The organism is Microbacterium sp. OVT16B, from assembly GCF_019969705.1.
In the GTDB taxonomy this organism is placed as follows: Bacteria; Actinomycetota; Actinomycetes; order Actinomycetales; family Microbacteriaceae; genus Microbacterium; species Microbacterium natoriense.
Map to the genome: position 1 here is coordinate 3288199 of NZ_JAHXZA010000001.1, position 24432 is coordinate 3312630.

Here is a 24432-nt window from a genome sequence, read left to right on the forward strand (position 1 = left end):
CTTCGAGATTATCCTGAGCGGCGGACGGCGACCGCACCTCACGGAAGCAGGTCGAGCATCTGAGGCCGCGCCTTCATCGCGTGGATGACGAGTTCATTGCCGCTATCGAATACGAGGACCACGGTTTCCAGCAGTCTCCCCTGGGTATCGAACCCGAGCCTCAGCTGGCGGGATGGCGTGTCCTCGTCAAGATCTTCGATCCACAGAGGCCAGGATGCCGCCTGCCGCGCGTCGTCCTCCAAGATGCCGTGCTTGCGCGCCGAATCGTGGATGTTCACGCAGCGTATGCGGCGAGCGCAGCCCGAATCAGTTCAGACCGAGTCGTGTGGTGCCGTGCCGCACTCGCATCCAGCTCAGCGAGCTCCTCGCTCGTCAACCGCAGCGCGACGACCTGCGACGGTTCAGCACCCCGGCCGGGTCGTCCCCGCCCGCGCTTCTTCAACTCGGCGACGTCATACCCGGCTTCTGCTTCTGCGGCCCAGTCGGAGATCTGCTGCTCTGTGACGGGAGCCCCGTTGATCGTCTCACCTGCGCTCATAAGATAAGCGTAATACGAAACTCACGCGCGAACCAGACCCGTCACGGCCACCTGCGGGCCCCGGCGACAGAACAGTCGGCAGGGCGAGCGACTACCGCTCTTCTCCGGATGCGGGCGCCCTCTCCCGGGCGAACTGACGCGTCACCTCCACGGCGCCGAAGACGAGGGTCAGCACCAAGATGAGATCGAAGATCACGGCGAAGACCGTGAACGACATCCTCTCCGCGTCCGTCTGAGCGATCTCGCCGAACCACCCCAACACGGCGACGACGGTGAAGCACGCGGCGATCGCGCCGAGAGGCACAAGAGTCACGACTCCCCACACGATGCGTCGTGCCGCCGTGCGCGGCGCTCGGCGCAGACCCGCATGGAAGAGACCGGAGGACACGCTGCCGATACTAGCCGCCGTCCTCTGCCGGACGACGGGCGCAGACGCCGCGCCCGCCGCTCAAACCGTGGGACTCACAGCGCCCGTCAACGCAGAAACGGCCCCCGCCGAAGCGGAAGCCGTCTCATCACTGTCTCAACACAGTGTGCGCCCGAAGGGACTCGAACCCCTAACCTTCTGATCCGTAGTCAGATGCTCTATCCATTGAGCTACGGGCGCCCAGCCCGCTCAGCGGGCCGTGGAACAGCCTACAACAGTCTCCGCCGGAAAGCGAAACGGGGCCTCAGTCGCCCTTCGACGACCCCTTGGAGGCTTTCGCGGACTCCTTCTCGGCCGCCTTCTGCTGCTTCTTCCTGCGCTTCTCCTTGGCCCGCTGCTCCGAGGACAGCGCCTGCAGATCGACGAGCCTCAGCGCCTGCATCCGCGCCTCGCGCATGCGCTCGTAGTCCGGGTCCTGGTCGGGGCGCATGCCCTCCACCTTGAGGCGACGATCGAGGTTGTGGCGCACGTCGGCCCACGCGGCCTTGCGTGCCTCCTCGACGATCACGCCGAGCTCTTCGGGGTCTTCCATCATCTCGCGCAGCTTCGCGGCGACGCCGTGCGACTGCCTGGCCCTGCGCTTGAGGTTGCGCACATCGCGATCGCGATAGTCATGGGTGCCGACCGGGTCGGAATGACGGCCGCGAGCACGCTTGCGGAGGGCGTTCAGCGCCTTCTCCGACTCCTCGGCCTCCTCGGCCATCGCGCGGAGGGCCTCACGGGTGTCGGCGATGTACTTCTCGGTGTCGAACACGCCGTCCTCGGCGATCGTCCCGACGAGGATGTGGTTCTTCACGGCGAGGCGCGCGGCAGAGGTCGCGATCGCGACGCCCTCAGCGATGGCATCCGCAGTTCGTCCCACCGCAACCTCCTCTCTCACGAGCGTAGCGGTTCCCCTCCCCCGGCTGGTCGGTCAGAATGGATCACGATCAGGAACTCCCCGCCTGCGACGAAGCACGAGGGCGCACACCCGGAAACGCGCCAGGAGGAGGATGCATGCAGCGTCTCGCCCTTGCCGGAAGCACGACCGTCATCACCGGCGCCGCCAGCGGGATGGGCGCCGACATCGCGCGCCTGCTGGCCGCCTCCGGCGCGCATCTCGCGCTCATCGACCACAACGCGGAGGCGCTGGATGCCGTCGCCGTCGAACTCGCCGGCACGACCGTCACCACGCACGTCGTCGATCTCCGCGACGACGACGCCGTGCTCGCGGCATCCGCCGACATCGTCGACGCCCACCCTCGGATCAACGCGCTGATCACCTGCGCCGGATCGTCGATGCTCGGCAGCCTCGAGCAGCTGACGATGGAGGAGATGCGCTGGCTCGTCGACGTGAACCTCTGGGGCACGGTGTCGATCACGAAGGCCCTGCTGCCGGCGCTCAGGGCGGCGCCGGCCGCGCACATCACGCATCTCGCCAGCGTGTACGCACTGGCAGCGCCGGCGGGGCGCATCCCGTACTCGCTGAGCAAGTTCGCCGTCCGCGGTTTCTCCGAGGCCCTGCGGCACGAACTGGAGGGCACGTCGGTCACCGTCGGGGCGGTGTACCCCGCCGGCGTCCGCACGGGCATCATCCTGCACGGTCGCTATGCGGCCGCGATCGACCCGGCGGTGGCGGCGAGGGCGGCCTCAGCGCAGGCGGCCATGTACCACACCGAGCCTGCGGATGCCGCGGCGCAGATCGTCCGCGCGACCGAGCGGCGCCGCGCGCGCACGATGGTGGGCAGGGAGGCCGGGCTCATCGACGTGCTCGTGCGCCTCGCGCCGCGCTCCTACTGGAAGGCGATGCGGCGGCCGCTCCGCGAGGCGATCGACACGACGACCCCGATCTCCTGACTCAGCGGACCGCGCCGACCCAGATCCCCGACGCCCAGGCCTGCTGGTCGGCGTCGCATCCGACCGCCCCGGGGAAGCCTCGCACGACGGCCATGCAGTTCGCGAGGAACTCCGGGTCGCTGCCGAACATGGTCTGATACGTCGATGACGAGGTCAGCGCACCCCACACCTGGAACTGGTAGATGTGCGCGAGCTCGTGCGCCATGGCCCAGTTCAAGCGGTCGGCGCTCCAGCCGACGATGCCGGCGCTGTACTTGATGTAGCCGTTGCTGTTGGCGCACGCCGCCGCGCTTCCGCCCGCGCACGAGGTCGACTCGTACAGACCGACCCCGGCACCGCCGACCCGGTCGAGCGCCGCGCGAACCCGCGCATAGCCGTCCGGCCCGCTCGACGACCATGCCGGCCCCCCTGGTCCGCTCCGGGCCGACTGGGCCGCCTGCCACGTCGCCACGTCGCCCGTCACCTTCGCCGTGAGCGCATGCACCGTGGCGGTCGCGGCCTGCACGACCGCGGGGTCCTTGCGCTCGGCCAGCACGGACTGCTGCGCCGACAGCGCCGAGGCCCTGGTCGCCGAGGTGTCGATCTTGCCCTCAGCGCCGCTCAGCGCCGAGGTCAGCGCGGCGACCTCCGTGGTGAACGCGGGCCTGACGGCGAGCACGGCCGCCCTGTCCGCAGCATCCTTCTCCGCGGCGTCGATCAACCCGTGCAGGTGGTCGGAGCGCCCCTGGGCGTCGTCCAGCGACGCCACGACGGCTCGCAGCTGGGCGACGGTCTCCGCCCGCTCCGCATCGAGGGCGTTCGCCCGTCCGACGACGCCCGCGGCGACGACGACCGCGAGGGCCGCCGTGACCGCCAGCATCCGCCTCACTGCAGGAACCCCGTGACGTCGGAGAGCTGCGCGTCCTGCTCGGCGATCTGCGACTGCAGAGCTGCCAGCTTCTCGGACAGCCCGTGGTTCGCGGCCCGCAGCTCTGCGACCTCCCCGCGAGCATCCTCGACGGCGGCCTTGGCCTCCTGCAGAGCCGCCATGCGCTGCTGATCCGCGGACACGACGAGGACTCCGCCGCCGATCACCAGCAGCCCCCCGACGACCACCGCGATACTCCGCATCTCGCTCCCCAGAACGCATGACTTCCGGAAAGAATCCGTGTAGCGCTAAATATAGCTCCGCACCTGGGGCGCTCCTAGACCGTTCTCATCCCGGGCGCGGCGCTGCGGAACCGACGCAGCCGGAGGCTGTTCAGCACCACGAACACGCTGGAGAACGCCATGGCGGCACCCGCGAGCATCGGGTTGAGCAGACCGAGAGCCGCGAGCGGGAGCGCCGCGACGTTGTACGCGAGCGCCCAGAACAGGTTGCCGCGGATCGTGCCCAGCGTGCGGCGTGCGAGCCGGATGGCGTCGACCGCTCCCCACAGATCGCCCCGCACGAGCGTCAGATCGGATGCCTCGATGGCGGCGTCCGTTCCCGTGCCCATGGCGATGCCGAGGTCGGACGAGGCGAGAGCCGCGGCGTCGTTCACGCCGTCACCCACCATCGCGACGACCCTGCCCTGCGCCTGCAGCGCGGCGACCTCGGCGACCTTGCCCTCGGGGAGCACGCCGGCGCGCACCTCGTCGATGCCCACCTGTGCGGCGACCTGCCTCGCGGCCTTCTCGTTGTCACCCGTGAGCAGCACGGGGGTGAGGCCGAGGCCCCGCAGAGCCGCGATCGCGTCGGCGCTGCTGGGCCTGACCTGATCGGCGACGACGAGGATGCCGCGCACCGCACCGTCCCACGCGACGGCCACGGCCGTGCGCGCCTCGGACTCCGCACGCTCGAACGCCGCGGCGAGATCGGCCGGGAGATGCAGCGCCCAGTCGGCGAGCAGCGACGGGCGCCCCGCGATCACGGCGTGCGTGTCGACGACCCCCGAGACCCCTCGGCCCTGCGCGTTCTGGAAGTCGGACACGGAGGGGAGGTCGCCGAACTGCTCGACCGCAGCGCGCACGATGGCCTGCCCGATCGGGTGCTCGGATGCCTCCTCGACGGCGGCCGCCAGCCGCAGCAGCTGCAGACGGTCTTCGCCGGCTGCGGGGACGACATCGAGCAGGGTCATGCGTCCGCTGGTCACCGTGCCGGTCTTGTCGAGCACGATCGTGTCGACTCGGCGCGTGGACTCCAGCACCTCGGGGCCCTTGATGAGCACGCCGAGCTGGGCTCCTCGCCCCGTGCCGACGAGGAGCGCCATGGGCGTCGCGAGACCGAGCGCACAGGGGCACGCGATGATGAGGACGGCGACGGCGGCGGTGAACGCCGCAGCGGCACCGCCTCCTGCGAGGAGCCACACGGCGAGGGTCACCGCGGCGATCGCGAACACGATCGGCACGAACACGGCCGACAGGCGATCGGCGAGGCGCTGCGCCTCCGCCTTGCCCGACTGCGCCTCCTCGACGAGCTGCGCCATGCGAGCAAGCTGCGTGTCGGAGCCGATGCGCGTGGCCGTGACGAGCAGGCGGCCGCCCACGTTGACCGTGGCGCCGGTGACAGTGTCGCCCGGCGTCACCTCGACGGGGACCGACTCGCCGGTGAGCATCGAGGCGTCCACGGCCGACGAGCCGTCCCGCACGATGCCGTCGGTCGCGATCTTCTCACCAGGGCGCACGACGAACACGTCTCCGACGAGGAGCTGAGACAGCGGCATCCGCGTCTCGACGCCGTCTCGGAGGATCGCGACGTCCTTCGCACCCAGCTCTCCGAGTGCCCGCAGGGCGGCGCCCGCGCGGCGCTTCGACCGCTGCTCGAGGAACCTCCCGAGCAGCAGGAACATCGTCACTCCGGCGGCGACCTCGAGGTAGATGCTGCCGAGCCCGTCGCCGCGCTCGATCGTGAACCGGAACGGGTGGGTCATCCCCCACATGCCCGCAGTGCCGAAGAACAGCGCGTACAGCGACCAGAGGTAGGCGGCTGTGACGCCGACCGAGATCAGGGTGTCCATCGTCACGGCGCGGTGGCGGGCGTTCAGCCAGGTCGCGCGGTGGAAGGGCCAGGCGGCCCAGGTGACGACGGGGGTGGCCAGCACGAGCGACGCCCACTGCCAGCCGGGGAACTGCAGCGGCTCGACCATCGCGAGGACGATCACGGGGATCGCCAGCGCCGCGGCGACGATCAGGCGCAGACGCAGGAGCCGATACGCGGCATCGGGCTCACCCTCGTCCTCCTCGCGCGGGAGCGCGGCGGAGTAGCCGGTGCGCACGACCTCGGAGATGAGGTCGTCGACGTCGATGCCCGGAGCGGCTTCGACGTGCGCCTTCTCGGTCGCATAGTTGACGGATGCCGTGACCCCGTCGATGCGATTGAGCCGCTTCTCGATGCGCGACGCGCACGACGCGCACGTCATGCCGCCGATCTCGAGATCGTAGGTCGCTCCTGCGCCTGCCATGATCGCCCCTCAGGCGCGCGCGGCGCGGTAGCCGGCCTCGTCGACCGCGGCCAGGACGGCCGCGTCGTCGAGCGCGGAATCGGAGGTCACGACGAGCGTGCCCGATGCGGCGCTGACCTCGATGCCCGTCACTCCGTCGAGCTTGGCGACCTCGCTCCGCACCGAGCCCTCGCAGTGTCCGCAGGTCATCCCGGTGACGGCGTAGGTGGTGGTGTTCATGATGTGCTTCCTCTCGGCAGTGTCCCGAAGGTCGGAACCTATACCCCCTAGGGGTATCTGCCTATCGACAACGATACGCCCGAACCGGCTATTCCCGCAAAGCTCAGATCGCGTAAGCGACGTTCGAGAGACGCGCCTCTGCGGCCGCCTGGCCGGACGCCAGATGCTCCGGAACGAGTCGCCGGAGAGCCTCGACGTCACGCGCAGCCACCGCGTCGAGGAGGACCCGGTGCTCTTCGGCCATGGCCAGCAGGTCGTCGTGCTGACCGAACAGCCACCTCAGCCGCGTGACGAAGACGCCGATGAGCTCGGCGAGCATCGAGTTGCCCGCGAGGTCGGCGGCGATGCCGTGGAAGTGCGCTGCCGCGATGCGGGCGGCCTCGGCATCGCCCGCCTGCGCCGCGAGGAGCTCGGTCTCGTAGGCGGCGCGCAGCCGGGAGAGCCCCTCGTCGTCGTGGCGTTGCGCCGCGAAGACGAAGATCAGGGTCTCGATGGCCTCGCGGACCTCGCCGAACTCCTGGATGTCCTGGTGGGTGAACTCGCGCACCACGGCCCATCTGCGCGGCCTCGAGACGACGATCCCCTCGGCGACCAGAGCGCGGATCGCCTCGCGGACGGGCAGCCGCGAGACATCGAGCTCGGCGGCGATGTCGCGTTCCACGAGCCGTGATCCCGGCGCCCGCCGCCCCAGGATGATGTCGTCGCGCAGCACGCTCGCCACTCGCACCGACTCGAGCTCGCCGGCCCCCGCCTCCGTCATGCTCGAATTCTCTCACCATGCGGAAGGCGACGGCAATCTGGTATTCCAACGGTGCGCATGGATCACCCACGCGGACACGAAGAAGGGGAGCGGATGCCGCAGCATCCGCTCCCCTTCGCTCTGCCGCCCGCTCAGGGCAGGCGGTTCGCGATCGCCAGGTTCGCCCGCAGCTCATCGGCGTTCTGCCGGACGACATACGCCGGACGGTCGCGCTCGACCCGCCAGGACTCGCTGAGCGGACCGACGTTCACCGCGTCGAATCCGATCTCGTCGTAGAAGCGCGTGACGAAGGCGACCGCCTCCGCGTCGTCTCCGGCCACGGCGAGCGCACGACGGTTCTCCGAGCCCGCCGGAGCGCCATCGGACGTGATGTCCGCCGCGAAGATGTGGTTGAAGGCCTTCACGACCTTGGACGTCGGCAGGTGCCGCTGGACGATCTCGGATGTCGTCGTCTCACCCTTGTCGAGCGCCTCGATGCGCCCGTCACGCTCGAAGTAGTAGTTGTTGGTGTCGAGCACGACCTTGCCGGCGAGAGGCTCGACGGGGATCTGGTCGATGGCGCGCAGCGGCACCGTCACGACGACCGCGTCACCCGCCTCGCCCGCTTCGACCGCCGTTCCGGCCTTCGCACGCGGACCGAGCTCCGCGACGAGGTCGGCCAGCGTCTCAGGTCCGCGCGAGTTGGCGATCACGACGTCGTACCCGTGCGCCACCGCGACGCGCGCGATCTGACTGCCGATGTGTCCTGCACCGATGATTCCGAGAGTTGTCATGCAGGGGGAAACCTCGCGCCCATCCACGTATTCCCGTCTCAGAGATCAAGGAAATACGACTCCTCGACGCGTCGGTACCCCAGCCGCTCGTAGAGCTCGATCGCACCGGTGTTGAAGCCGAAGACGTGCAGTCCGACCGAGTCGGCCCCGAACGCCCGGGCCTCCCGCTCGACGGCGAGCATGAGCGCCCGCCCGTATCCCCTGCGTCGCTGGTCGGCCGCCACCTCGATGTCGAGCACGAAGGCGTGCGGGCGGTCGTCACGCAGGCGCGCGCCGATCCACAGGACCCCGACCTCGACCCCGTCGACGGATGCCGTGAAGAACGACTGGCCCGCCGAGTCGAGCCCGTCGGGGAGCTCGAGCTGCATCTGGCGATGGGACTCGGCGACCGCCTCCTCGGGGGTGTAGCGCCCGGAGTCGACGAGGTCACCGGCGAACGCGGCCTCCGAGGCCTCCGCGTATCCGGGGAAGCGCTCGGCCGTCATGGGCGCGACCACGACGTCGTCTTCCGCGGCGCGCACTGGCAGGGGTTCGAGGACCATCTGGATCGAGGCGAGGGTGAAGCCCCTCCCGGCGATGAGTGCGTGGCCGGCCGCGTCCTGCGGGAAGAGCCCGACGCTGAGCCGTGTGGCGCCCTGCTGTCGAGCGATGACCTCGATCTCCGCGAACAGCTCGTCGGCGAGGAACGCGCCCTCGACCGCGAGCTCGATGACGAAGAGCTTCTCCCCCGCCAGCGCCAGCCACAGCGTGCCGAGCTCGCGACCGCCCTCGGTGATGACGAGGACGCGGGCGGCCGGCGAGTCGACGCCTTCGGGGAGCACCTCCGCGAACACGCGCGCGGCGTACTCGACGGCATCCGCTCCGACCCGATAGCCCGAACGCCGGGAGCGCTCCACGAGCCGCGCCTCGGCAGCAGCCCTCCACTCGTCGAACCGGTCGGCGGGCAGAGGAGCGAGCTGGATCGACATGACTCCATCATGTCGTCTGTCAGCCGTCTTCGGTCCCCGTGCCGGTCGGGCGTCGGCTACCGATTGACGAGCGGGTTCCCGATGGCGGGAACCTCCACCATCTCACCCTTGGTCACGGAGTCCGCGTACCCGCCATCGGCGTTCTTCTCCGAGAGGATCAGCACCACGCCTCGGATCCGCTTCGTCGTCGACTTCACGACGATGCGCGGCTCGGTGTACCCACCGCCTCCGTGCGTGTAGAAGGTGCAGCCGTTGTCGTCGGACGAGATCTTGACCTTCTTGCTCGTGCCGTCGGTGAAGAAGATCTTCGCGTCGAGCTGCGCGTTCTCACCGTCGCCCTTGCCCAGGACCGGGCAGTTGTCGGTGACCGCGTTGTAGACCCGGAAGGAGTACGCGCTCGTCCACTGGAGGTATCCCCACGCAGTGGCCTTGCCGTCCGGCGACTTCTCGAAGGTCGTCTCCACACGGAAGCTCGTCTTGATCTCGCTGGCCGAGGCCGGCGCCACGATCCCCAGCGACAGGATGCCTCCGAGCGCGAGCCCTGCGGCGACGATCCTCGCCGTTCGTGCGCGTTCCTTCATGTCTTCCCCCTCATGCGTGTGACGACCCGACGAATCGCGAGCCCGAGCCCCATCATCCGCTCAGAAGATCGCCGCGTCGATGGGGAGGAGTGCCCATCGGGAGTCACTCCCGTTCGCGATGAGTGACGTGGCTGTCGTGCGCGCTCCGGACGTCAGCTCGACGCGCGAGCCCCCTCCTCCACCACCGCGGCGAGCTGCGCGTCGAGCGTGCGCCACGCCCCCAGTTCGAAGGAGAGCACGATCGTGACCGGGGAGATCACGACGACCAGCAGGCACGCCCACAGCGGCCAGCCGATGGCCGCGAGGAGCACGGCGACGACGGGAAGAGCGATCACCGTCGCCTGCAGCGGAGTGTTCGTCGGCATCGCGGAGACCAGCCAGGCGTGCAGCAGGTAGAGCGTGACCATGAAGATCAGCACGGGCACCGCGATCGAGGAGATCGCGACGAGGGTGCTCACGTGGTAGTGCTCGTCGTAGACGTAGCCGATGACGTGCAGCCCCGCGCCGACCGCGGCGATCGCCGCGAACAGCAGGATGTGCCCATACCCCCATACGAGAGCCTTCGACCGGCGGACCGCAAGGATGGGCGCGCTCGGCACGAGGAAGTAGACCCACCACAGCGCGAACGCCATCAGGACGCCGAGGCCGACGACCATGATCGACGAGACCGTCCAGCCCTCCGCCGCCGTGATCGACTGCGCCGCCGCGAGGGTGCCGAAGACCGTCTCCCCGAGAGCGATGATCGTGAGCAGGGCGTACCGCTCGGCGATGTGGTGCGGATGCCACGGCGTCGCTCCGCCCCCGTAGTGGGCGCCCTTCGCCTCCGCGAGGATCGGGCTCGACCAGTCGATCGCGAGCACCACGATCGCGGCGAGGACGAAGCCCAGCGGATCGAGCGGGAGGAAGATCAGCAGCACCCATCCGATCTGCGCGATGCCGATCGACACGGCGTAGGTCTTCGCGACCGCGCGGTACTTCGGGTTGCCCTGGGCCGCTCTGAGCCACTGCGCGATCACGGCGACGCGCATCACCACGTAGCCGGCGACCATGACCTCGTTCTGCACGGGCTGCCCGCGCTCGATCGACGCGAACATCGTCGGCAGGCCGATCGCGAGCACGATCACTCCCGCCATCTGCACCATCGTGAGCACGCGGAACAGCCAGTCGTCCGTGTCGAACGCCGACGCGAACCAGGAGTAGTTGATCCAGGCCCAGATGATCGCGACCATCGCGAACGCGAACGCGCCGATCCCGGCGAGGATGTCGCCGTGAGCGATGGACGATGCGAGCGCGTTGCCCGCGACGCCGAAGGCCGCGACGAAGGTGAGGTCGAACAGCAGCTCCAGCGGCGTCGCCGCGCGATGCGACTCGGTGGAGTCGCGCCCCGTCATGCGCCTCAGACCGTGTCGGTAGTAGCTCGGTGTGGACAAGATGAAACCCCCAGATGCCCCAGTGTGTGGGAACACGATACTGCGACTCCGGACGCCGGGTCACACGGAGCCGCGCTGTCCAGTCCGCCGCAGGGCGCGGGTAGGCGAACTGGCCTGCATCGCCACCCCCTCGTCCACCCACTACCTGACTACCATCGGTCACAGACTGACCAGCATCAGTCTTAGGAGACCACGAAGAAGAGGATTGAACACACATGGGCGTTTCCGTCTACTACTCGCTTGCCCGTGAACGCCCGCTCACGCCCGACGAAGCGCATGCTCTCAACACCGCATTCGACGGTGCGACACTGCCGAGCGGCACCGAGCCGCTGGCGTTCTACGAAGAACCCGAGACCGTCGTGAGCACCGACGACTGGGAGCTTTCCGGCTCGAGCAAGCTCCCGTCCAACCTCTTCACAGCGCCGCGTGCGGTCAAGAAGTTGCTACGAGGTCTTTCCGCCGCCAGGCGCGCCGTCCCGGACGCCGACTGGTCAGTGCAGCTCGACGACGAACCAGTGGCATGGAACACCGAGACCACGGAGTACGACCTCAACCCCTCACGCTGACGAACGCGCACCCTCTGCGACGTCGATGCGGTGCCGGGGAAGAGGCTCCCGTATCATGTCCGGCTCCTCAGCTCTTGGCGAGTGCATCCTCCGCGGCGACCCAGGCGAGCATCGCGCACTTGACCCTGGCGACGTACTTCGAGACGCCGCCGAGCGCCGCGGCGTCGCCGAGCAGCTCCTCGTCGGGGAGGATCTTTCCGCGGGAGCGCATCGCCTCGCGGAAGGAGGCGATGCGCGTCTCCAGGTCGTCGACCGTCAGCCCCTCGGCGAGCTCGGACAGCAGGGACGCGGATGCCTGCGAGATCGCGCAGCCGTGCCCCTCCCAGGCGATCGCCTCGACCGAGCCGTCGGCTGCCCGATGCACCTGCAGGGTGATCTCGTCGCCGCAGGTGGGGTTGAGCTGGTGCGACTGCGCCGCGATCTCGCCGCGCAGCCCGAAGCCGTGCGGGGTGCGCGAATGGTCGAGGATCAGCTCCTGGTACAGGTTCTGCAGGTCGCTCATGCGCCCCTCCGGAAGAAATCGATGGCGCCGGCCGCGCCCGCGATGACGGCGTCGATCTCGGCATCCGTCGTGTAGAGATAGGTGCTCGCCCTCGTCGACGAGGTGATGCCGAGGCGGCGGTGCAGCGGCTGCGCGCAGTGGTGGCCCACGCGCACCGCGATGCCGAGGTCGTCGAGGTACTGCCCGACATCGTGCGAGTGGATGCCGGCCACGTCGAAGCTCGCGAGACCCACGCGCGGCAGGTCGATCCCGGCGCCGAGGACGCGCACGCCCTCGATCGCGCTCAGCCCCTCGACGAGACGCGCACCGAAGGCGGCCTCGTGCGCGGCGATGCGATCCATGCCCACCTCGGAGAGGTAGTCGACGGCCGCGGCGAGCGCGATCGCCTGCGAGACGCGCTGCGTGCCGGCCTCGAAGCGCTGCGGCGGCGGCAGGTACTCGGCCTCGGTCGTCGTGACCGTCGTGATCATGGAGCCGCCGGTGAGGAACGGGGGCATGGCCTCCAGCAGCTCCCGACGTCCGTACAGCGCGCCGATGCCGGTCGGCCCGAGCATCTTGTGCCCGGAGAGCACGGCGAAGTCGACGTCGAGCGCCTTCACGTCGAGCGGCAGGTGGGGCGCCGACTGGCAGGCGTCGAGGAGCACGAGCGCGCCGACGGCCCTGGCGAGCACGACGAGCCTGTCCACGGGGTTGATCACGCCGAGCACGTTCGAGACGTGTGTGAAGGCGACGATCCTCGTGCGCTCGGTGATGAGCTCGGCGGCGACATCGAGCCGCAGCGCGCCGTCGTCGTCGAGCGGGACGACCTTGAGCGTCGCTCCCGTGCGCGCGGCGAGCTCCTGCCACGGGATGAGGTTGGCGTGGTGCTCCATCTCGGTCGTGACGATCTCATCGCCCGCCCGCAGGCGCACGCGCTCCGCGGCCGCTCCCCCGCGTCCGAGCGAGGCGTTCGAGATCGAGTACGCGACGAGGTTGATCGCCTCGGTGGCGTTGGAGGTCCACACGATCTCGTCGTCGGAGGCCCCGACGAACCGGGCCACGGTGGCGCGGGCGTCTTCGAACAGCTCCGTCGCCTCGGCCGCGAGGGTGTGCGCGCCGCGGTGCACGGCGGAGTTCATGGTCGACGCGAACTCGCGCTCCGCGTCGAGCACCGCGAACGGCCGTTGCGAGGTCGCTCCGGAGTCGAGGTAGGCGAGCGGGTGCCCGTTCACCTCGGACTGCAGAATCGGGAAGTCGGAGCGCAGACGCTGCACCTCGGCCTCGGTCAACGGGGCGATCGATCCGGTCATCCTTCTAGCTTCTCACCTGGCGCTGTGTGCGAGGGTCGTGTCACGGATGCCGGGAGTATCCGGTCAGAGCTGACGAGGAGTGCGCACGACCGGCGGGCGTACCCTGGATCGACGAAACGAGGGGCGATGGCGGAGGGCGATCTGGACGAGGCCGTCACCGTGTTCGACGCCCAGCGACGGCGACTGTTCGGCATCGCGTATCGGATGCTGGGGACGGTGGCCGACGCCGAGGATATGGTGCAGGAGACCTGGATCCGCTGGCAGGGCGCCGATCGCTCCGGCATCCGGGAGCCGGGGGCGTTCCTCGCGACGATCATCACCAGGCTCTCGATCAACGCCCTGCAGTCGGCGCACGCGCGTCGGGAGACGTACATCGGACCGTGGCTGCCCGAACCGGTGAACACGGACGACGACCCGACTCTCGGGGCCGAGACGGGCGAGGCGCTGCAGTACGCCGTGCTGATCCTGCTCGAGAAGCTCAGCCCGACCGAGCGAGCGGCCTATGTGCTGCGGGAGGCGTTCGACTACCCGTATCCGCGCATCGCGGAGATCCTCGCGACGACGGCCGTCAACGCGCGTCAGCTGGTGAGCAGGGCGCGCGCCCACCTCTCCTCCGCCCGGAGGACGACGGCGAGCGCGCACGAGCAGCGCCGCCTGCTGGAGGCCTTCGTCACGGCCGCCCAGCGCGGCGACGTGGACGCGCTGGAGAGCCTTCTCGCGGAAGACGTCGTGAGCCGCACCGACGGCAACGGCGCGAAGCTCGCCGCACGCATCCCCATCGCGGGACGCAGCAGGGTGGCGGCGTTCATCGCCGCGTTCTCCGGGCACTTCTGGACCGGCAAGCAGGTCGGCTGGGTCGAGGTAAACGGCCAGCCTGCCGCCACCCTCGCCGTCGACGGCGATGTCACCACCCTCGTGACGATCACGGCGGGCCCCGATGGCATCGAGCAGCTGCTCTGGGTCATGGCCCCCGACAAGCTCCGCAACGCGGAGCCGACCAGGGCATGACGTCTCGGCGGATGCCGGCGTGGTGGCGGCGTCGCACCCGGGACTCACCGGATGCCGAGTTGATGCAGAACTTGGCGGCGGCTATCGGTGACGGCGACGCGACGGCGATGCGGATGCTGCTCGCTCCTGCCTCTCGCCTGGTGATCGACGGCGGGGCGGCAGTGGAGAGCCGAGAGCTCCGCGGTCGCGACGCGGTCGCGATCGCGCTCGCCTCCGCCCCCTCGGAGGTTGCGATCGTGAGTATGAACGGTGCGCCAGGTCTCACGATCCTCCAGCGCGGGCAGGTCGTGGCGACGCTGAGCGTGTCGGTTCATCGACGCCTCATCACGGCTGCGTGGTCAGTGCGCAATCCGGACAAACTGCGCCATTGGAACCGCTGACAGACTTCGAGACCTCCATCAAATACTTCACAAGTATCACCTGAGTGATACAATCGCAGTCATGAAGACGGTGAGCGTTGCAGCGCGAGTGTCAGAACTGGCAGCTCGCCAGTGGGGGATGCTCACCACCGCCCAGGCCGAGGCCGAGGGCATCACACGACTTCAGCTCACCCGTCTCGCCGAGGCGGGCGTGATCGTGCGCGTCGACCGGGGAATCTACGCGGTGCCATCAGCGGTAGACGAACGCACTGCCCTGCGCACGGCCTGGCTCTCTCTGGATCCTTCGGAGCTGGCGGAGAAGCGGCTTGCCGACCCTCTCGGATCGGGGGTGATCTCGCACACCTCAGCGGCGGCCCTCCACGGGATCGGGGATCTGCTGGACGACGAACCCGAGATCACGACCCCCGGCAGGAAGCAGAGCCGCCGAGGCATCCGCCTGCATCGCGGCACTCTCGATGCCGGTGAGGTGACGTTCGTGGAGGGACTCCCCGCGACGACGCCGGCACGCACCGTCGCGGATCTTCTCGCGGACGGGCGCGACCCCTCCCACGTCGCGGAGATCGCCGGCGATGTGCTCCGGCAGGGGCTCGCGTCACGGCAGGACATGGCGATCGCGCTCGAGCCGCTCGCCTCCAGGAACCAACAGCCGACGGGTACCGCGCTGCTGGAGCACCTTCTCGACCTGGTGGGGCTGAGCGGGGCGGCACTGGCGAAAGAGCTCGCTGCAAGCGACCTCGGGAAGGCTCTCGTCACCGCCGGTCAGCTCAGTGCGATCCGGAGCATCATCGAGGCCGTCTCAACTCTCGACGTCCCGAAGAACATCCTCGATTCCCTGAACCCTGCGGCACTCGCGGAGTTCACGAGAGACGCCGTGTTCCCTCGGCTTCCTGACGGCGTGCTCCCGAAGGTCGACGTAGCCGCGATCATCGCGGCCACGAAGCTCCCGATCCCCGTCGACACCGAGGTATTCCGCACTGCGCTCAGCGAGAGCGTGCCCGCATGGCTCCCCGAAGTCATCCGTTACGTACCGACCGACTCGCGCCCTCCGTCAGCACAGCAGACGACCATCGGCGATGGGGAGCCATCCCCGTGACGGCCGACCTCTCCTATCGGGACGGCAACGCGCTCTGGAAGTCCGTCACTGCGCGCGCACAGGCAGAAGCCCAGGCATCAGGTGCTGCACCGGGAGCGATACTCAGGCGATTCGTTGTCGACCGCTTTCTCGCGCGAGTGTTCGCCCTGCCCGGCCACGAATGGGTCCTCAAGGGCGGCAACGCCGTACTGGCGCGCGTGCATGACGCGCGTGCGACGAAGGATGTCGATCTGCTCGCCGAGCTATCCGACCTCGACGCTGCAGTTGCGAACCTGCGCAAAGCCGTCGAGATCGATCTGCATGACCACTTCCGGTTTGTGGTCACCGGAGCCCGCGCGGCTGGGGCTGGCACCGCGCAGCCCGCGGTGAACGGATCCAAGATCTCCATCGACGCGTACTGCGGCGTCCGACGCCGTGAGCATTTCAGCGTCGACCTGGTCACAGGCTCACTGATGACCGCAGAACCCGACATCCGGGCCGGGCCTGGACTCGTTCCCGCCATTCCGCCGGCTCACGTGCGGCTGTACCCCGTGGTCGATCACATCGCCGACAAGCTCTGCGCCACCCAGAGCATGTATGGCGTGGCCGGCGACCGCCCCTCCAGCCGAGTGCGCGACCTCGTCGACCTCGTGGTGTTCGCTCGAACCCAGCACATCGACGGCGCCGCGCTCATCGAGGCCATCGCCGCGGAATGGGCGCACCGAGGCCTCCCCGGACAGCCGGTCTTCTCCCCGCCCACCGAGTGGGAACGCCTCTACCCGGCAGAGGCTCGCCGGGTCCCCGCGTGCGGCGACGTTCTCACGTTCAGCGGCGCCGTCGAACTGACGACTTCCCTCCTGGCCCCTGCGTGCGATCGGAGCGCGCTCAACCGCACGTGGTCGCCCGACGCCAGCGCCTGGACGGGGTCTGCACCGATCCGGTAACCACGAAAGCCCGGCAGAGTCCCGAACCTGTCACACCCGCGAGCGGCATCCGGTCACAGCTGGGGAGCGCACCATTCGGTGCGCCGCAGAGAAAGGCTGGACATGGCAAAGATCGTCGTCATCGGGGGCACAGGACTCATCGGGTCCAAGGTCGTCTCGAAGCTCACCGCGCACGGCCACGAGGCGGTTGCCGCCTCGCCGGGCACCGGTGTCGACTCGATCACCGGCGAGGGGCTCGCCGAGGCGCTGGACGGCGCCGATGTGGTCGTCGACGTCACGAACTCCCCGTCGTTCGAGAAGGATGCGGTGCGGGAGTTCTTCACGACCTCGACGGCGAACCTTCTCGCCGCGGAGAAGACCGCGGGGGTCGGCCACCACGTCGCCCTGACCATCGTCGGCACCGACCGTCCGCAGGACATCGACTACTTCCACGCGAAGGCGGCGCAGGAGGCCCTCATCGCCGAATCGGGGGTCCCGTACTCGTTCGTGCACGCGACGCAGTTCTTCGAGTTCATCGGCAGCATCGCGGCCACCGTCGCGGCGGGCGCCGAGGTGCGGCTGCCCGGCGCGCTGATCCAGCCCATCGCGGCGGACGACGTCGCGACGGCCGTCGCCCGCACCGCCGTCGGAGCCCCGTTGAACGGCGGCATCGAGATCGCGGGTCCCGAGGTGTTCCCGATGGACGAGTTCATCCGTCGAGGGCTCGCGTTCCGCGGAGACGACCGCGTCGTCGTGCAGGATCCGGAAGCACAGTACTTCGGGGCGCACATCGAGGAGCGCACCCTGCTCCCCGTCGAAGGCGCGCAGATCTTCCCGACGACGCTCGCGGAGTGGCTGCCGGAGAACCCGCCGCGCTGATCGCGGCTCAGCGGTCGCCGAGCACCCGCTCGTCGACCGCTTCGTCGTAGCGGTCCTGCGCCGCGAGCACGTCGTCGACGTGCGACTCCGCCCACACCTGCAGCGCCTGCAGCGGCTCGTGGAGGGTCGCGCCCAGCGGGGTGAGCGCGTAGCGGACGTGGCCGTCGTCGTCGGTCGTCCGCTCGATCATCCCGTCGCGCTCCAGCGCCCGCAGCGTATCGACGAGCACCTTCTTCGCGATGCCCTCGACCCGTCGATGAAGCTCGCCGAACCGCAGCGGCTGCTCGTGCAGGAGCACGACGATCATGGCCGTCCACTTGTTGGCGATGCGCGCGAGCGAGGTGCGAGAGGGGCATCGGGCCGAGAAGACGGTCCAGTCGGTGGGCATCCGCCGCTCCGTTCGGTGACGTTGAGGTGACCAGCCCTCGCTGGAGAAGCTGGATGCCCAGAGTAACGGGCCACAGGGAGGTTCATCATGTCGGCAATCGACGTCGTCGGACAGTATGGAGCGGCCATGGCCGCCGGAGACATGGAGGCGCTCGCGGCGACCTTCGGGGCGGATGCCGTGTGGCATCAGCCGGGATCGAACCAGCTGTCGGGAGATCACGTCGGTCCCGCGGCCATCGTCGCCCACCTGGGCCGGTTCATGCAGCTCAGCGGCGGGACGTTCGCCCTGGAGCCGGAATCGGTGACGGAGAGCGGCGACCTCGTCTCCATGACCGTGCGGTTCCGCGCGCGACGCGACGGGCAGGACGACCTCGATCAGCACGGCGTCGACGTGTTCCGCGTCGCGGGCGACCGGATCGTCGAGGTGTGGTTGATCAGTGAGGACCAGGCGGCGGAAGACCGCTTCTGGGACGCAGCCTGACCGAGTCCGGGCGGCCGATCGGGCCGCCCGGACTCTCCCCCGCCACGGAACGACACGAGAGGCTCTAGGCTCTCCTCATGTTCAGTGCCGAGACCCTCACGAGCTTCATCATCGCGGCGTTCATCATGGTCGTGATCCCTGGGCCCACGGTGCTGTTCACGATCGGACGCGCGATGGCGCTCGGCCGTCTCGGCGGCTTCCTCAGCATCCTGGGCACCGCGCTCGGGTCGCTGCTCCTGGTCGGCGCCGTCGCTCTCGGAGTCGGGACGATCATCGCCCAGTCGGTCGTGCTGTTCACGATCGTCAAGATGCTCGGCGCCGGCTACCTCGTCTTCCTCGGCATCCAGGCGATCAGGCACCGGAAGGATGCGGCGGGCGCCATCACCGGCGTGCAGCCGCGGAGGTCGGGGATCCGCGTGCTCGTCGAGGGCTTCGTGGTCGGCGTGAGCAACCCCAAGTCGATCGCGTTCTTCCTCGCGATCCTTCCGCAGTTCGTCGATCTGCACACGGGCTCGGTGCCTCTCCAGCTCTTCGTGCTCGGTGCGATCACCGTCGCGATCGGGGTCTCCTGCGATGCGATCTGGGTGCTGCTCGCGAGCGCGGCCCGCGACTGGTTCGGCCGTTCTCCGCGCCGCCTCGAGGCGATGGGCGCCACGGGAGGCGGCCTCATGATCGCCCTCGGGGCCTTCCTCCTGGTGTGGAGCGAGAAGCCCGCGACCGCCTGAGCGCTCGCGTCCTCGTCGTCGCCGTCGGCGTGCGACGATTTATGACTGCGTCCATAAACTTCCTTATGTAGGATAGGCAATCCTAACTAAGGAGTCGATTCGTGCCTGAGCTGCTCACCTCGTCCACCGCCGATGTCTACCGCTCGCTGATCGCCCGCACCACCTCGCGGGTCGCCGACAGATTCGCCGAGACCGCGCAGCCCGCGTCGGGTGCATCCCGCGTCGAACTGCAACAGCTCGTGGATGCCGTCGACCTCGCCGGATCGGGCATCGGCACCCCCTCCGCGATCCGGGAGATCGACGAGCTGTTCCTCGCCCACGCGGTGTGGTTCCACCACCCGATGTACGCGGCCCACCTGAACTGCCCGGTCGCGCTCCCGGCCGTCGCGGCGGAGTCGGTCCTCGCGGCCGTGAACACCTCGGTCGACACCTACGACCAGTCCGCCGTCGGCACGCTGATGGAACGGCGCCTCATCGAGCTCGCGACCGGCTGGGCCGGGTTCGCCGCGGGCGACGGAGTCTTCACCTCCGGCGGCACCCAGTCGAACCTGCATGCCCTCTTCCTCGCACGGGAGGCCGCGCTGGCCGTGCTCTCCTCCCCCCGCTCCGAGGCGATCCCGCGACTGGTCGTCCTCGCCACGGCATCCAGTCACTTCAGCGTCGGCAAGTCCGCACTGCTGCTCGGACTCGCGGAGGACGCGGTGATCGAGGTCGCCGACGACGGTGAGGGACGGATGCTGCCCTCGGCCCTCGACGCTGCCCTCACCGCGGCGAGCGCCGCCGGCCGCGTGCCGATGGCGGTCGTCGCGACGGCCGGGACCACCGACCGCGGCGTCATCGACCCGCTCGCGCTCCTCGCCGACGTCTGCGAGACCCGCGGCGTGTGGATGCACGTGGATGCCGCGTACGGCGGCGGCCTGCTCGTCTCGCCGCGCCGCCGGCACCTGCTCGACGGCATCGAGCGGGCGCGGTCGGTGACCGTGGACTTCCACAAGAGCTTCTTCCAGCCGGTGTCGTCCAGCGCGATCCTCGTCCGCGAGCCGCGCGATCTCGCCGCCGGCGCCTGGCACGCCGACTACCTGAACCCCGTCGAGAACGAGGAGCCCAACCAGGTCGACAAGTCCCTGCAGACGACGCGTCGCTTCGACGCGCTGAAGCTGTGGGTGACGCTCCGCGCGATGGGCGCCGACGGCGTCGGCGCCCTCTTCGACGAGGTGATCGACCTCGCGGCATCCGTCGGGGATCTCGTCGAGGCCGACCCCGACCTCGAGCTCGTCGGTCGCACGCAGCTGAGCACGGTGCTCTTCCGCGTCCGCCCGGACGGTGCCAGCCCGGCTGCGCAGGACGCGCTCGTCGCCGGTGTGCGCCGCGTGCTGTTCGAGTCCGGCCGCGCGCTCGTCGCGAAGACCGTGATCGACGGCCGCCCCTGCCTGAAGCTCACCCTGCTGAATCCCGAGACCACCCTCGACGACGTGCGGGCGATCCTCGGCATGGTGAAGGATGCCGCGGCGGCGCTCGCGGGGATGTCCGCCGATCTCGACGACGCCCTCGTCGGAGCGGAGGCATCGGCATGAGCGCGCACGTGCACGACATCGTCGGCGTCGGCATCGGCCCCTTCAATCTCGGCCTGGCGTGCCTTGCGGATCCGCTCGGGCTGGACGCCGTGTTCCTCGACCGCGCCGACGGCTTCCGGTGGCACCACGGCATGATGATCGAGGGCGCGACGATCCAGGTGCCGTTCCTCGCCGATCTCGTGACGATGGCCGACCCCACCTCGCCGTTCTCCTTCCTCAACTGGCTGAAGCAGTCGGGCAGGCTGTACCCCTTCTACATCCGCGAGAGCTTCTACGCACTGCGCGCCGAGTACGACGCCTACTGCCGCTGGGCGGCCGCACAGCTCCCCCAGCTGCAGTGGAACAGCGAGGTCGTCGCCGTCGAGCACGACGCGGCCGACGATGTCTACGTCGTCCGCGCGATGCGCACCGACACGGGCGAGGAGCACACGCTGCGCGCCAGACACGTCGTCGTCGGCGTCGGGACCAGGCCCCGGGTGCCGCAGGCGCTGCGCGACGTCTCGGGTCATGCCGTGCACAGCTCGGAGTACCTGGAGAACCGCGACGCGCTCAGGGCCACCGACTCGATCACGGTCGTGGGCAGCGGCCAGTCCGCAGCCGAGATCTACCGCGACCTCCTGGAGGGAGCCCGCGACGGCGGATACCGGCTGGACTGGATCACCCGTTCGCCGCGGTTCTTCCCGATGGAGTACACGAAGCTCACGCTGGAGATGACCTCTCCCGAGTACACCGACCACTTCCACTCGCTCCCCATCGCCCTGCGTCAGCATCTGGGGCGCGAGCAGCGGAGCCTGTACAAGGGCATCTCCGCCGACCTCATCGACGACATCTACGACACCCTCTACCGGCTCAGCGCCGACGGGCCGGTGCCGACCACGCTGCTCACCGACACCGAGGTGACGGCGGCGTCGTGGGACGGCACCCGGCACCGCCTCACGCTGCAGCACGGACAGCTCGGCGAGGAGCACGAGCGGGAGACCGCATCGCTGGTGCTCGCGACCGGGTACTCCGCCGAGACGCCGCCGTTCCTCTCCGGCATCGCCGACCGCCTCGACTGGGATGCGCTGGGCAGGCTCGACGTCGCGCGCGACTACAGCGTCGACGGCGGCCGCGGGCGCGTCTTCGTGCAGAACGGCGAGGAGCACACCCACGGCCTCACCGCGCCCGACCTCGGCTTCGGGGCATGGCGCAACTCGTCGATCCTCGCCTCGATCACGGGGCGCGAGGTCTACCCGATCGAGCGTCGCATCGCGTTCCAGGACTTCGGCATCCCCGCGGATGCCGGACGCGCGCCGGCGCTCCACGCGGGGGAGGTCGCACGATGAGCGTCGCGACGAGCCTCGACATCACCCTGATCCCCGCCGATCCGCGGCGCGACGCCGTCGTGCTGCAGAGCTGGCTGTCCGATCCGCACTCGGCGTTCTGGGGGATGACCGCTCTGGATGCCGCGCAGGTCGAGGAGTACCTCACCTCCGTGACGACCGCGCCGGGACAGCAGGCCTGGCTGGGGCTGATCGACGGTGCACCCGCGTTCTACGCCGAGACCTACGACCCCGCCCGCGTGCTGCTGACCGAGGTGCACGAGGCGACGCCGGGAGACCTCGGCATGCACGTCCTCATCTCCCCGCCTGGAGCCGTCACGCGGCACGGTCTGACCGACGCCGTGTTCGCCGCGGTCATGACGTGGTGCTTCGACGGACTCGGTGCGACGCGGGTGGTGGTCGAGCCCGACGTCCGCAACGAGAGGATCCGCGCGAAGAACGTGCGGGCCGGCTTCCAGGAGCTCGGCGAGGTCGTCGTCGACGAGGGCGGTCACCTCAAGACCGCGATGCTGTCCACCTGCACGCGGGAGGCCTTCGCGGCATCCGCGCTCACCCGCCTCGACCGAGAGGAGCGCGCATGATCGCGCCCGCCGACCATCTGACCCCCGACGCCCTCGAGCGCGCGCAGCGCCACCTCGTGGCGAAGGCCATCGCGGAGTTCGCCCACGAGCGGCTCATCTCCCCTGAGCGCCGCGACGACGGCGGCTGGCGCCTCACGGTTCCCCTGGGCGACGCCGAGTACCTGTTCGACGCCGTCCGTGCAGAGCTCGACCACTGGATCGTGGATGAGGACAGCATCCGCCGTCTCGTCCGCGGGACGGCGACGGATCTCGACGCCCAGCAGCTGATCCTGGAGCTGCAGCCGCAGCTGGGCCTCTCCGACGAGCTGCTGCCGCTCTACCTCGAGGAGATCGCCTCCACGCTGGCCGGCTCGATGTTCAAGATCGCGCAGGGCGGGCCGACGGCGGATGCTCTGGCCGACGCCGACTTCCAGACCGTCGAGGCGGCGATGACCGAGGGCCACCCCGGGTTCGTCGCCAACAACGGGCGCATCGGCTTCGGCGTCTCCGACCATGCGGCGTTCGCCCCGGAGGCAGGACGCCCGTTCCGTCTGGTGTGGACGGCCGCGCGCCGCTCCTCCTCTCACCTCGCGCTCGGCGCCGGGATCGATGAGGAGCAGCTGCTGTCGGGCGAGCTGAGCGCCGCGGAGCGCGACCGGTTCGCAACGCGTCTGCGCGACCTCGGCGAGGACCCGGCGGACTTCCACCTGCTGCCGGTGCATCCGTGGCAGTGGGAGAACCGCGTCGCGATCACCTTCGCCCCCGACGTCGCCCGCCGCGATCTCGTGCTCATCGGAGAGAGCGACGACGAGTACCGCGCCCAGCAGTCCGTGCGGACGATGTTCAACATCTCCCACCCGCACCGTCACTACGTGAAGACCGCTCTCGCTGTGCAGAACATGGGCTTCCTCCGCGGCCTCTCCCCCGCCTACATGCGCGTCACGCCGGCGATCAACGACTGGGTCGCCGAGCTCGCAGCGGGCGACGACACCCTGCGGGACGCGGGCTTCCGGGTGCTGCGCGAGCGCGCGTCGATCGGATACACGGGCGACGTCTACCACCGCACGGCGGAGCCGTCGGCGCATCGGAAGATGCTCGCGGCCCTGTGGCGGGAGAGCCCCGTGCCCCTGGTCTCCGGTTCGCAGAGGCTGGCCACCCTCGCTTCGCTCCTGCACCGCGACGGAGAGGGCCGCTCCGTCGTCGGCGCACTCGTCCGCGCCTCCGGCATCCCCGCGGCGGAGTGGGTCCGCAGCGTGCTGCGCGCCTACCTGCGTCCGGTCGCGCACTGCCTGCTCGCGCACGACCTCGCCTTCATGCCCCACGGCGAGAACCTCATCCTGATCCTCGACGAGCACGTGCCGACCGGGGTGTTCATGAAGGACATCGGCGAGGAGGTGGCGCTGCTCTCCGCGCGCACGCTGCCGGAGGATGTGCGCAGGATCGTCTCCCCCGTCGACGACGAGGAGAAGGCGCTCGCGATCTTCACCGATGTCTTCGACGGCGTGCTGCGCCATCTGGCCGGGATCCTCCACATCGACGGGGTGCTCCCGGAGATCGAGTTCTGGCGGCTCGTCGCGGAGACGGTCGACGAGCACGCCGCCGAGCATCCGCACCTGGAGTCCCTGGTCGATCTGCGTGCGGACTCGTTCGCGCACTCCTGCCTGAACCGGCTGCAGCTGCGCAACACCCTGCGGATGGTGGACCTCGCCGATCAGTCCTCGTCGCTGATGTACGCAGGGCGGCTGGAGAACCCCATCGGCCGTGCGCGCATCCCGCAGCCCGCTGCACGGGAGACCGTGGGAGGCTGAGC

General features: G+C 69.6%; 29 protein-coding genes and 1 tRNA gene. 13 read left to right on the plus strand and 17 right to left on the minus strand.

Features of this window, described 5'->3' with window-relative positions:
* Nucleotides 1–38: 38 nt before the first annotated feature.
* From LC438_RS15550 to LC438_RS15570, 5 genes are all read right to left on the minus strand, one after another.
* Nucleotides 39–278: a toxin gene (locus LC438_RS15550; protein ID WP_223587111.1), complete on the minus strand. Its 240-nt coding sequence runs from the start codon at nt 276–278 to the stop codon at nt 39–41.
* Nucleotides 275–538: a ribbon-helix-helix protein, CopG family gene (locus LC438_RS15555; RefSeq protein ID WP_105674762.1), complete on the minus strand. Its 264-nt coding sequence runs from the start codon at nt 536–538 to the stop codon at nt 275–277. Before LC438_RS15555 ends, LC438_RS15550 begins: the two co-directional genes overlap by 4 nt.
* 91 nt (nt 539–629) lie before the next feature.
* Entirely contained in the window at nt 630–926 is a 297-nt protein-coding gene (locus LC438_RS15560) for a hypothetical protein (RefSeq protein ID WP_223587112.1), read from the minus strand.
* A 146-nt stretch (nt 927–1072) separates the two neighbouring features.
* Nucleotides 1073–1145 (minus strand) — tRNA-Arg (locus tag LC438_RS15565).
* Between the two features lie 64 nt (nt 1146–1209).
* Nucleotides 1210–1827 (minus strand): asparagine synthase, encoded by a 618-nt coding sequence (locus tag LC438_RS15570; RefSeq protein ID WP_223587113.1) that lies wholly within the window; start codon nt 1825–1827, stop codon nt 1210–1212.
* A 134-nt stretch (nt 1828–1961) separates the two neighbouring features.
* Between LC438_RS15570 and LC438_RS15575 the strand changes: the two genes are divergently transcribed.
* Nucleotides 1962–2801, plus strand: coding sequence for an SDR family oxidoreductase (locus LC438_RS15575; RefSeq protein ID WP_105674768.1), 840 nt, complete (start codon nt 1962–1964; stop codon nt 2799–2801).
* 1 nt (nt 2802) lies between these two features.
* Here the strand turns inward: LC438_RS15575 and LC438_RS15580 are convergent, their stop codons facing one another.
* The 9 genes from LC438_RS15580 to LC438_RS15620 all read right to left on the minus strand — a co-directional run bounded on the left by LC438_RS15580 (nt 2803) and on the right by LC438_RS15620 (nt 10915).
* On the minus strand, nt 2803–3660 hold the full coding sequence (locus LC438_RS15580; protein WP_223587114.1) for a hypothetical protein: 858 nt from the start codon (nt 3658–3660) through the stop codon (nt 2803–2805).
* A gap of 5 nt (nt 3661–3665) precedes the next feature.
* Entirely contained in the window at nt 3666–3911 is a 246-nt protein-coding gene (locus LC438_RS15585; protein WP_223587115.1) for a hypothetical protein, read from the minus strand.
* A gap of 74 nt (nt 3912–3985) precedes the next feature.
* Nucleotides 3986–6223 (minus strand): cation-translocating P-type ATPase, encoded by a 2238-nt coding sequence (locus tag LC438_RS15590; RefSeq protein WP_223587116.1) that lies wholly within the window; start codon nt 6221–6223, stop codon nt 3986–3988.
* 9 nt (nt 6224–6232) lie between these two features.
* Nucleotides 6233–6442, minus strand: a complete 210-nt coding sequence (locus tag LC438_RS15595; protein ID WP_181155899.1) for a heavy-metal-associated domain-containing protein — start codon at nt 6440–6442, stop codon at nt 6233–6235.
* 103 nt (nt 6443–6545) lie between these two features.
* The gene (locus LC438_RS15600) at nt 6546–7202 is read right to left on the minus strand and encodes a GntR family transcriptional regulator (RefSeq protein WP_223587117.1); all 657 of its coding nucleotides are present in this window, start codon (nt 7200–7202) and stop codon (nt 6546–6548) included.
* Between the two features lie 131 nt (nt 7203–7333).
* On the minus strand, nt 7334–7975 hold the full coding sequence (locus tag LC438_RS15605; protein ID WP_105674778.1) for an NADPH-dependent F420 reductase: 642 nt from the start codon (nt 7973–7975) through the stop codon (nt 7334–7336).
* A 38-nt stretch (nt 7976–8013) separates the two neighbouring features.
* The gene (locus LC438_RS15610) at nt 8014–8943 is read right to left on the minus strand and encodes a GNAT family N-acetyltransferase (RefSeq protein WP_223587118.1); all 930 of its coding nucleotides are present in this window, start codon (nt 8941–8943) and stop codon (nt 8014–8016) included.
* 56 nt (nt 8944–8999) lie between these two features.
* Entirely contained in the window at nt 9000–9524 is a 525-nt protein-coding gene (locus LC438_RS15615; protein ID WP_105674782.1) for a hypothetical protein, read from the minus strand.
* A 152-nt stretch (nt 9525–9676) separates the two neighbouring features.
* A complete protein-coding gene (locus LC438_RS15620; RefSeq protein ID WP_219844609.1) occupies nt 9677–10915 on the minus strand; it encodes a low temperature requirement protein A in 1239 nt (412 codons plus the stop codon).
* A gap of 254 nt (nt 10916–11169) precedes the next feature.
* On the opposite strand from LC438_RS15620, the gene LC438_RS15625 reads away from it, so the two are divergent.
* Nucleotides 11170–11520, plus strand: coding sequence for a hypothetical protein (locus LC438_RS15625; RefSeq protein WP_223587119.1), 351 nt, complete (start codon nt 11170–11172; stop codon nt 11518–11520).
* Between the two features lie 67 nt (nt 11521–11587).
* On the opposite strand, the gene sufU is transcribed toward LC438_RS15625, so the two are convergent.
* Both sufU and LC438_RS15635 read right to left on the minus strand, forming a co-directional pair.
* On the minus strand, nt 11588–12022 hold the full coding sequence (gene sufU / locus LC438_RS15630) for a Fe-S cluster assembly sulfur transfer protein SufU (RefSeq protein WP_105674785.1): 435 nt from the start codon (nt 12020–12022) through the stop codon (nt 11588–11590).
* Nucleotides 12019–13311: an aminotransferase class V-fold PLP-dependent enzyme gene (locus tag LC438_RS15635; protein WP_223587120.1), complete on the minus strand. Its 1293-nt coding sequence runs from the start codon at nt 13309–13311 to the stop codon at nt 12019–12021. Before LC438_RS15635 ends, sufU begins: the two co-directional genes overlap by 4 nt.
* A 126-nt stretch (nt 13312–13437) precedes the next feature.
* On the opposite strand from LC438_RS15635, the gene LC438_RS15640 reads away from it, so the two are divergent.
* The 5 genes from LC438_RS15640 to LC438_RS15660 all read left to right on the plus strand — a co-directional run bounded on the left by LC438_RS15640 (nt 13438) and on the right by LC438_RS15660 (nt 17573).
* Entirely contained in the window at nt 13438–14319 is an 882-nt protein-coding gene (locus tag LC438_RS15640) for an RNA polymerase sigma-70 factor (RefSeq protein WP_223587121.1), read from the plus strand.
* A 62-nt stretch (nt 14320–14381) separates the two neighbouring features.
* The gene (locus LC438_RS15645) at nt 14382–14699 is read left to right on the plus strand and encodes a hypothetical protein (RefSeq protein ID WP_223587122.1); all 318 of its coding nucleotides are present in this window, start codon (nt 14382–14384) and stop codon (nt 14697–14699) included.
* Between the two features lie 61 nt (nt 14700–14760).
* The gene (locus tag LC438_RS15650; RefSeq protein ID WP_223587123.1) at nt 14761–15792 is read left to right on the plus strand and encodes a type IV toxin-antitoxin system AbiEi family antitoxin domain-containing protein; all 1032 of its coding nucleotides are present in this window, start codon (nt 14761–14763) and stop codon (nt 15790–15792) included.
* Nucleotides 15789–16715 carry a nucleotidyl transferase AbiEii/AbiGii toxin family protein gene (locus tag LC438_RS15655; protein ID WP_223587124.1) on the plus strand — a complete coding sequence of 309 codons (927 nt, stop codon included), beginning with the start codon at nt 15789–15791 and terminating at the stop codon, nt 16713–16715. Before LC438_RS15650 ends, LC438_RS15655 begins: the two co-directional genes overlap by 4 nt.
* Nucleotides 16716–16817: 102 nt before the next feature.
* A complete protein-coding gene (locus LC438_RS15660) occupies nt 16818–17573 on the plus strand; it encodes an SDR family oxidoreductase (RefSeq protein WP_223587125.1) in 756 nt (251 codons plus the stop codon).
* A gap of 7 nt (nt 17574–17580) precedes the next feature.
* Here LC438_RS15660 and LC438_RS15665 read toward each other — a convergent pair whose 3' ends face one another.
* Nucleotides 17581–17961: a helix-turn-helix domain-containing protein gene (locus LC438_RS15665; protein ID WP_105674795.1), complete on the minus strand. Its 381-nt coding sequence runs from the start codon at nt 17959–17961 to the stop codon at nt 17581–17583.
* Nucleotides 17962–18048: 87 nt separating this feature from the next.
* Here LC438_RS15665 and LC438_RS15670 point away from each other — a divergent pair, with 87 nt between their 5' ends.
* The 6 genes from LC438_RS15670 to LC438_RS15695 all read left to right on the plus strand — a co-directional run bounded on the left by LC438_RS15670 (nt 18049) and on the right by LC438_RS15695 (nt 24430).
* Complete coding sequence (locus LC438_RS15670; protein ID WP_223587126.1) at nt 18049–18441, plus strand: nuclear transport factor 2 family protein; 393 nt, start codon at nt 18049–18051, stop codon at nt 18439–18441.
* Between the two features lie 77 nt (nt 18442–18518).
* Nucleotides 18519–19166 carry a LysE family translocator gene (locus LC438_RS15675; RefSeq protein WP_223587127.1) on the plus strand — a complete coding sequence of 216 codons (648 nt, stop codon included), beginning with the start codon at nt 18519–18521 and terminating at the stop codon, nt 19164–19166.
* Between the two features lie 101 nt (nt 19167–19267).
* Nucleotides 19268–20740 carry an aspartate aminotransferase family protein gene (locus LC438_RS15680; protein ID WP_223587128.1) on the plus strand — a complete coding sequence of 491 codons (1473 nt, stop codon included), beginning with the start codon at nt 19268–19270 and terminating at the stop codon, nt 20738–20740.
* Complete coding sequence (locus LC438_RS15685; RefSeq protein ID WP_223587129.1) at nt 20737–22065, plus strand: lysine N(6)-hydroxylase/L-ornithine N(5)-oxygenase family protein; 1329 nt, start codon at nt 20737–20739, stop codon at nt 22063–22065. Before LC438_RS15680 ends, LC438_RS15685 begins: the two co-directional genes overlap by 4 nt.
* Complete coding sequence (locus tag LC438_RS15690) at nt 22062–22643, plus strand: GNAT family N-acetyltransferase (RefSeq protein ID WP_223587130.1); 582 nt, start codon at nt 22062–22064, stop codon at nt 22641–22643. Before LC438_RS15685 ends, LC438_RS15690 begins: the two co-directional genes overlap by 4 nt.
* The gene (locus LC438_RS15695) at nt 22640–24430 is read left to right on the plus strand and encodes an IucA/IucC family siderophore biosynthesis protein (protein ID WP_223587131.1); all 1791 of its coding nucleotides are present in this window, start codon (nt 22640–22642) and stop codon (nt 24428–24430) included. Before LC438_RS15690 ends, LC438_RS15695 begins: the two co-directional genes overlap by 4 nt.
* Nucleotides 24431–24432: the final 2 nt, after the last annotated feature.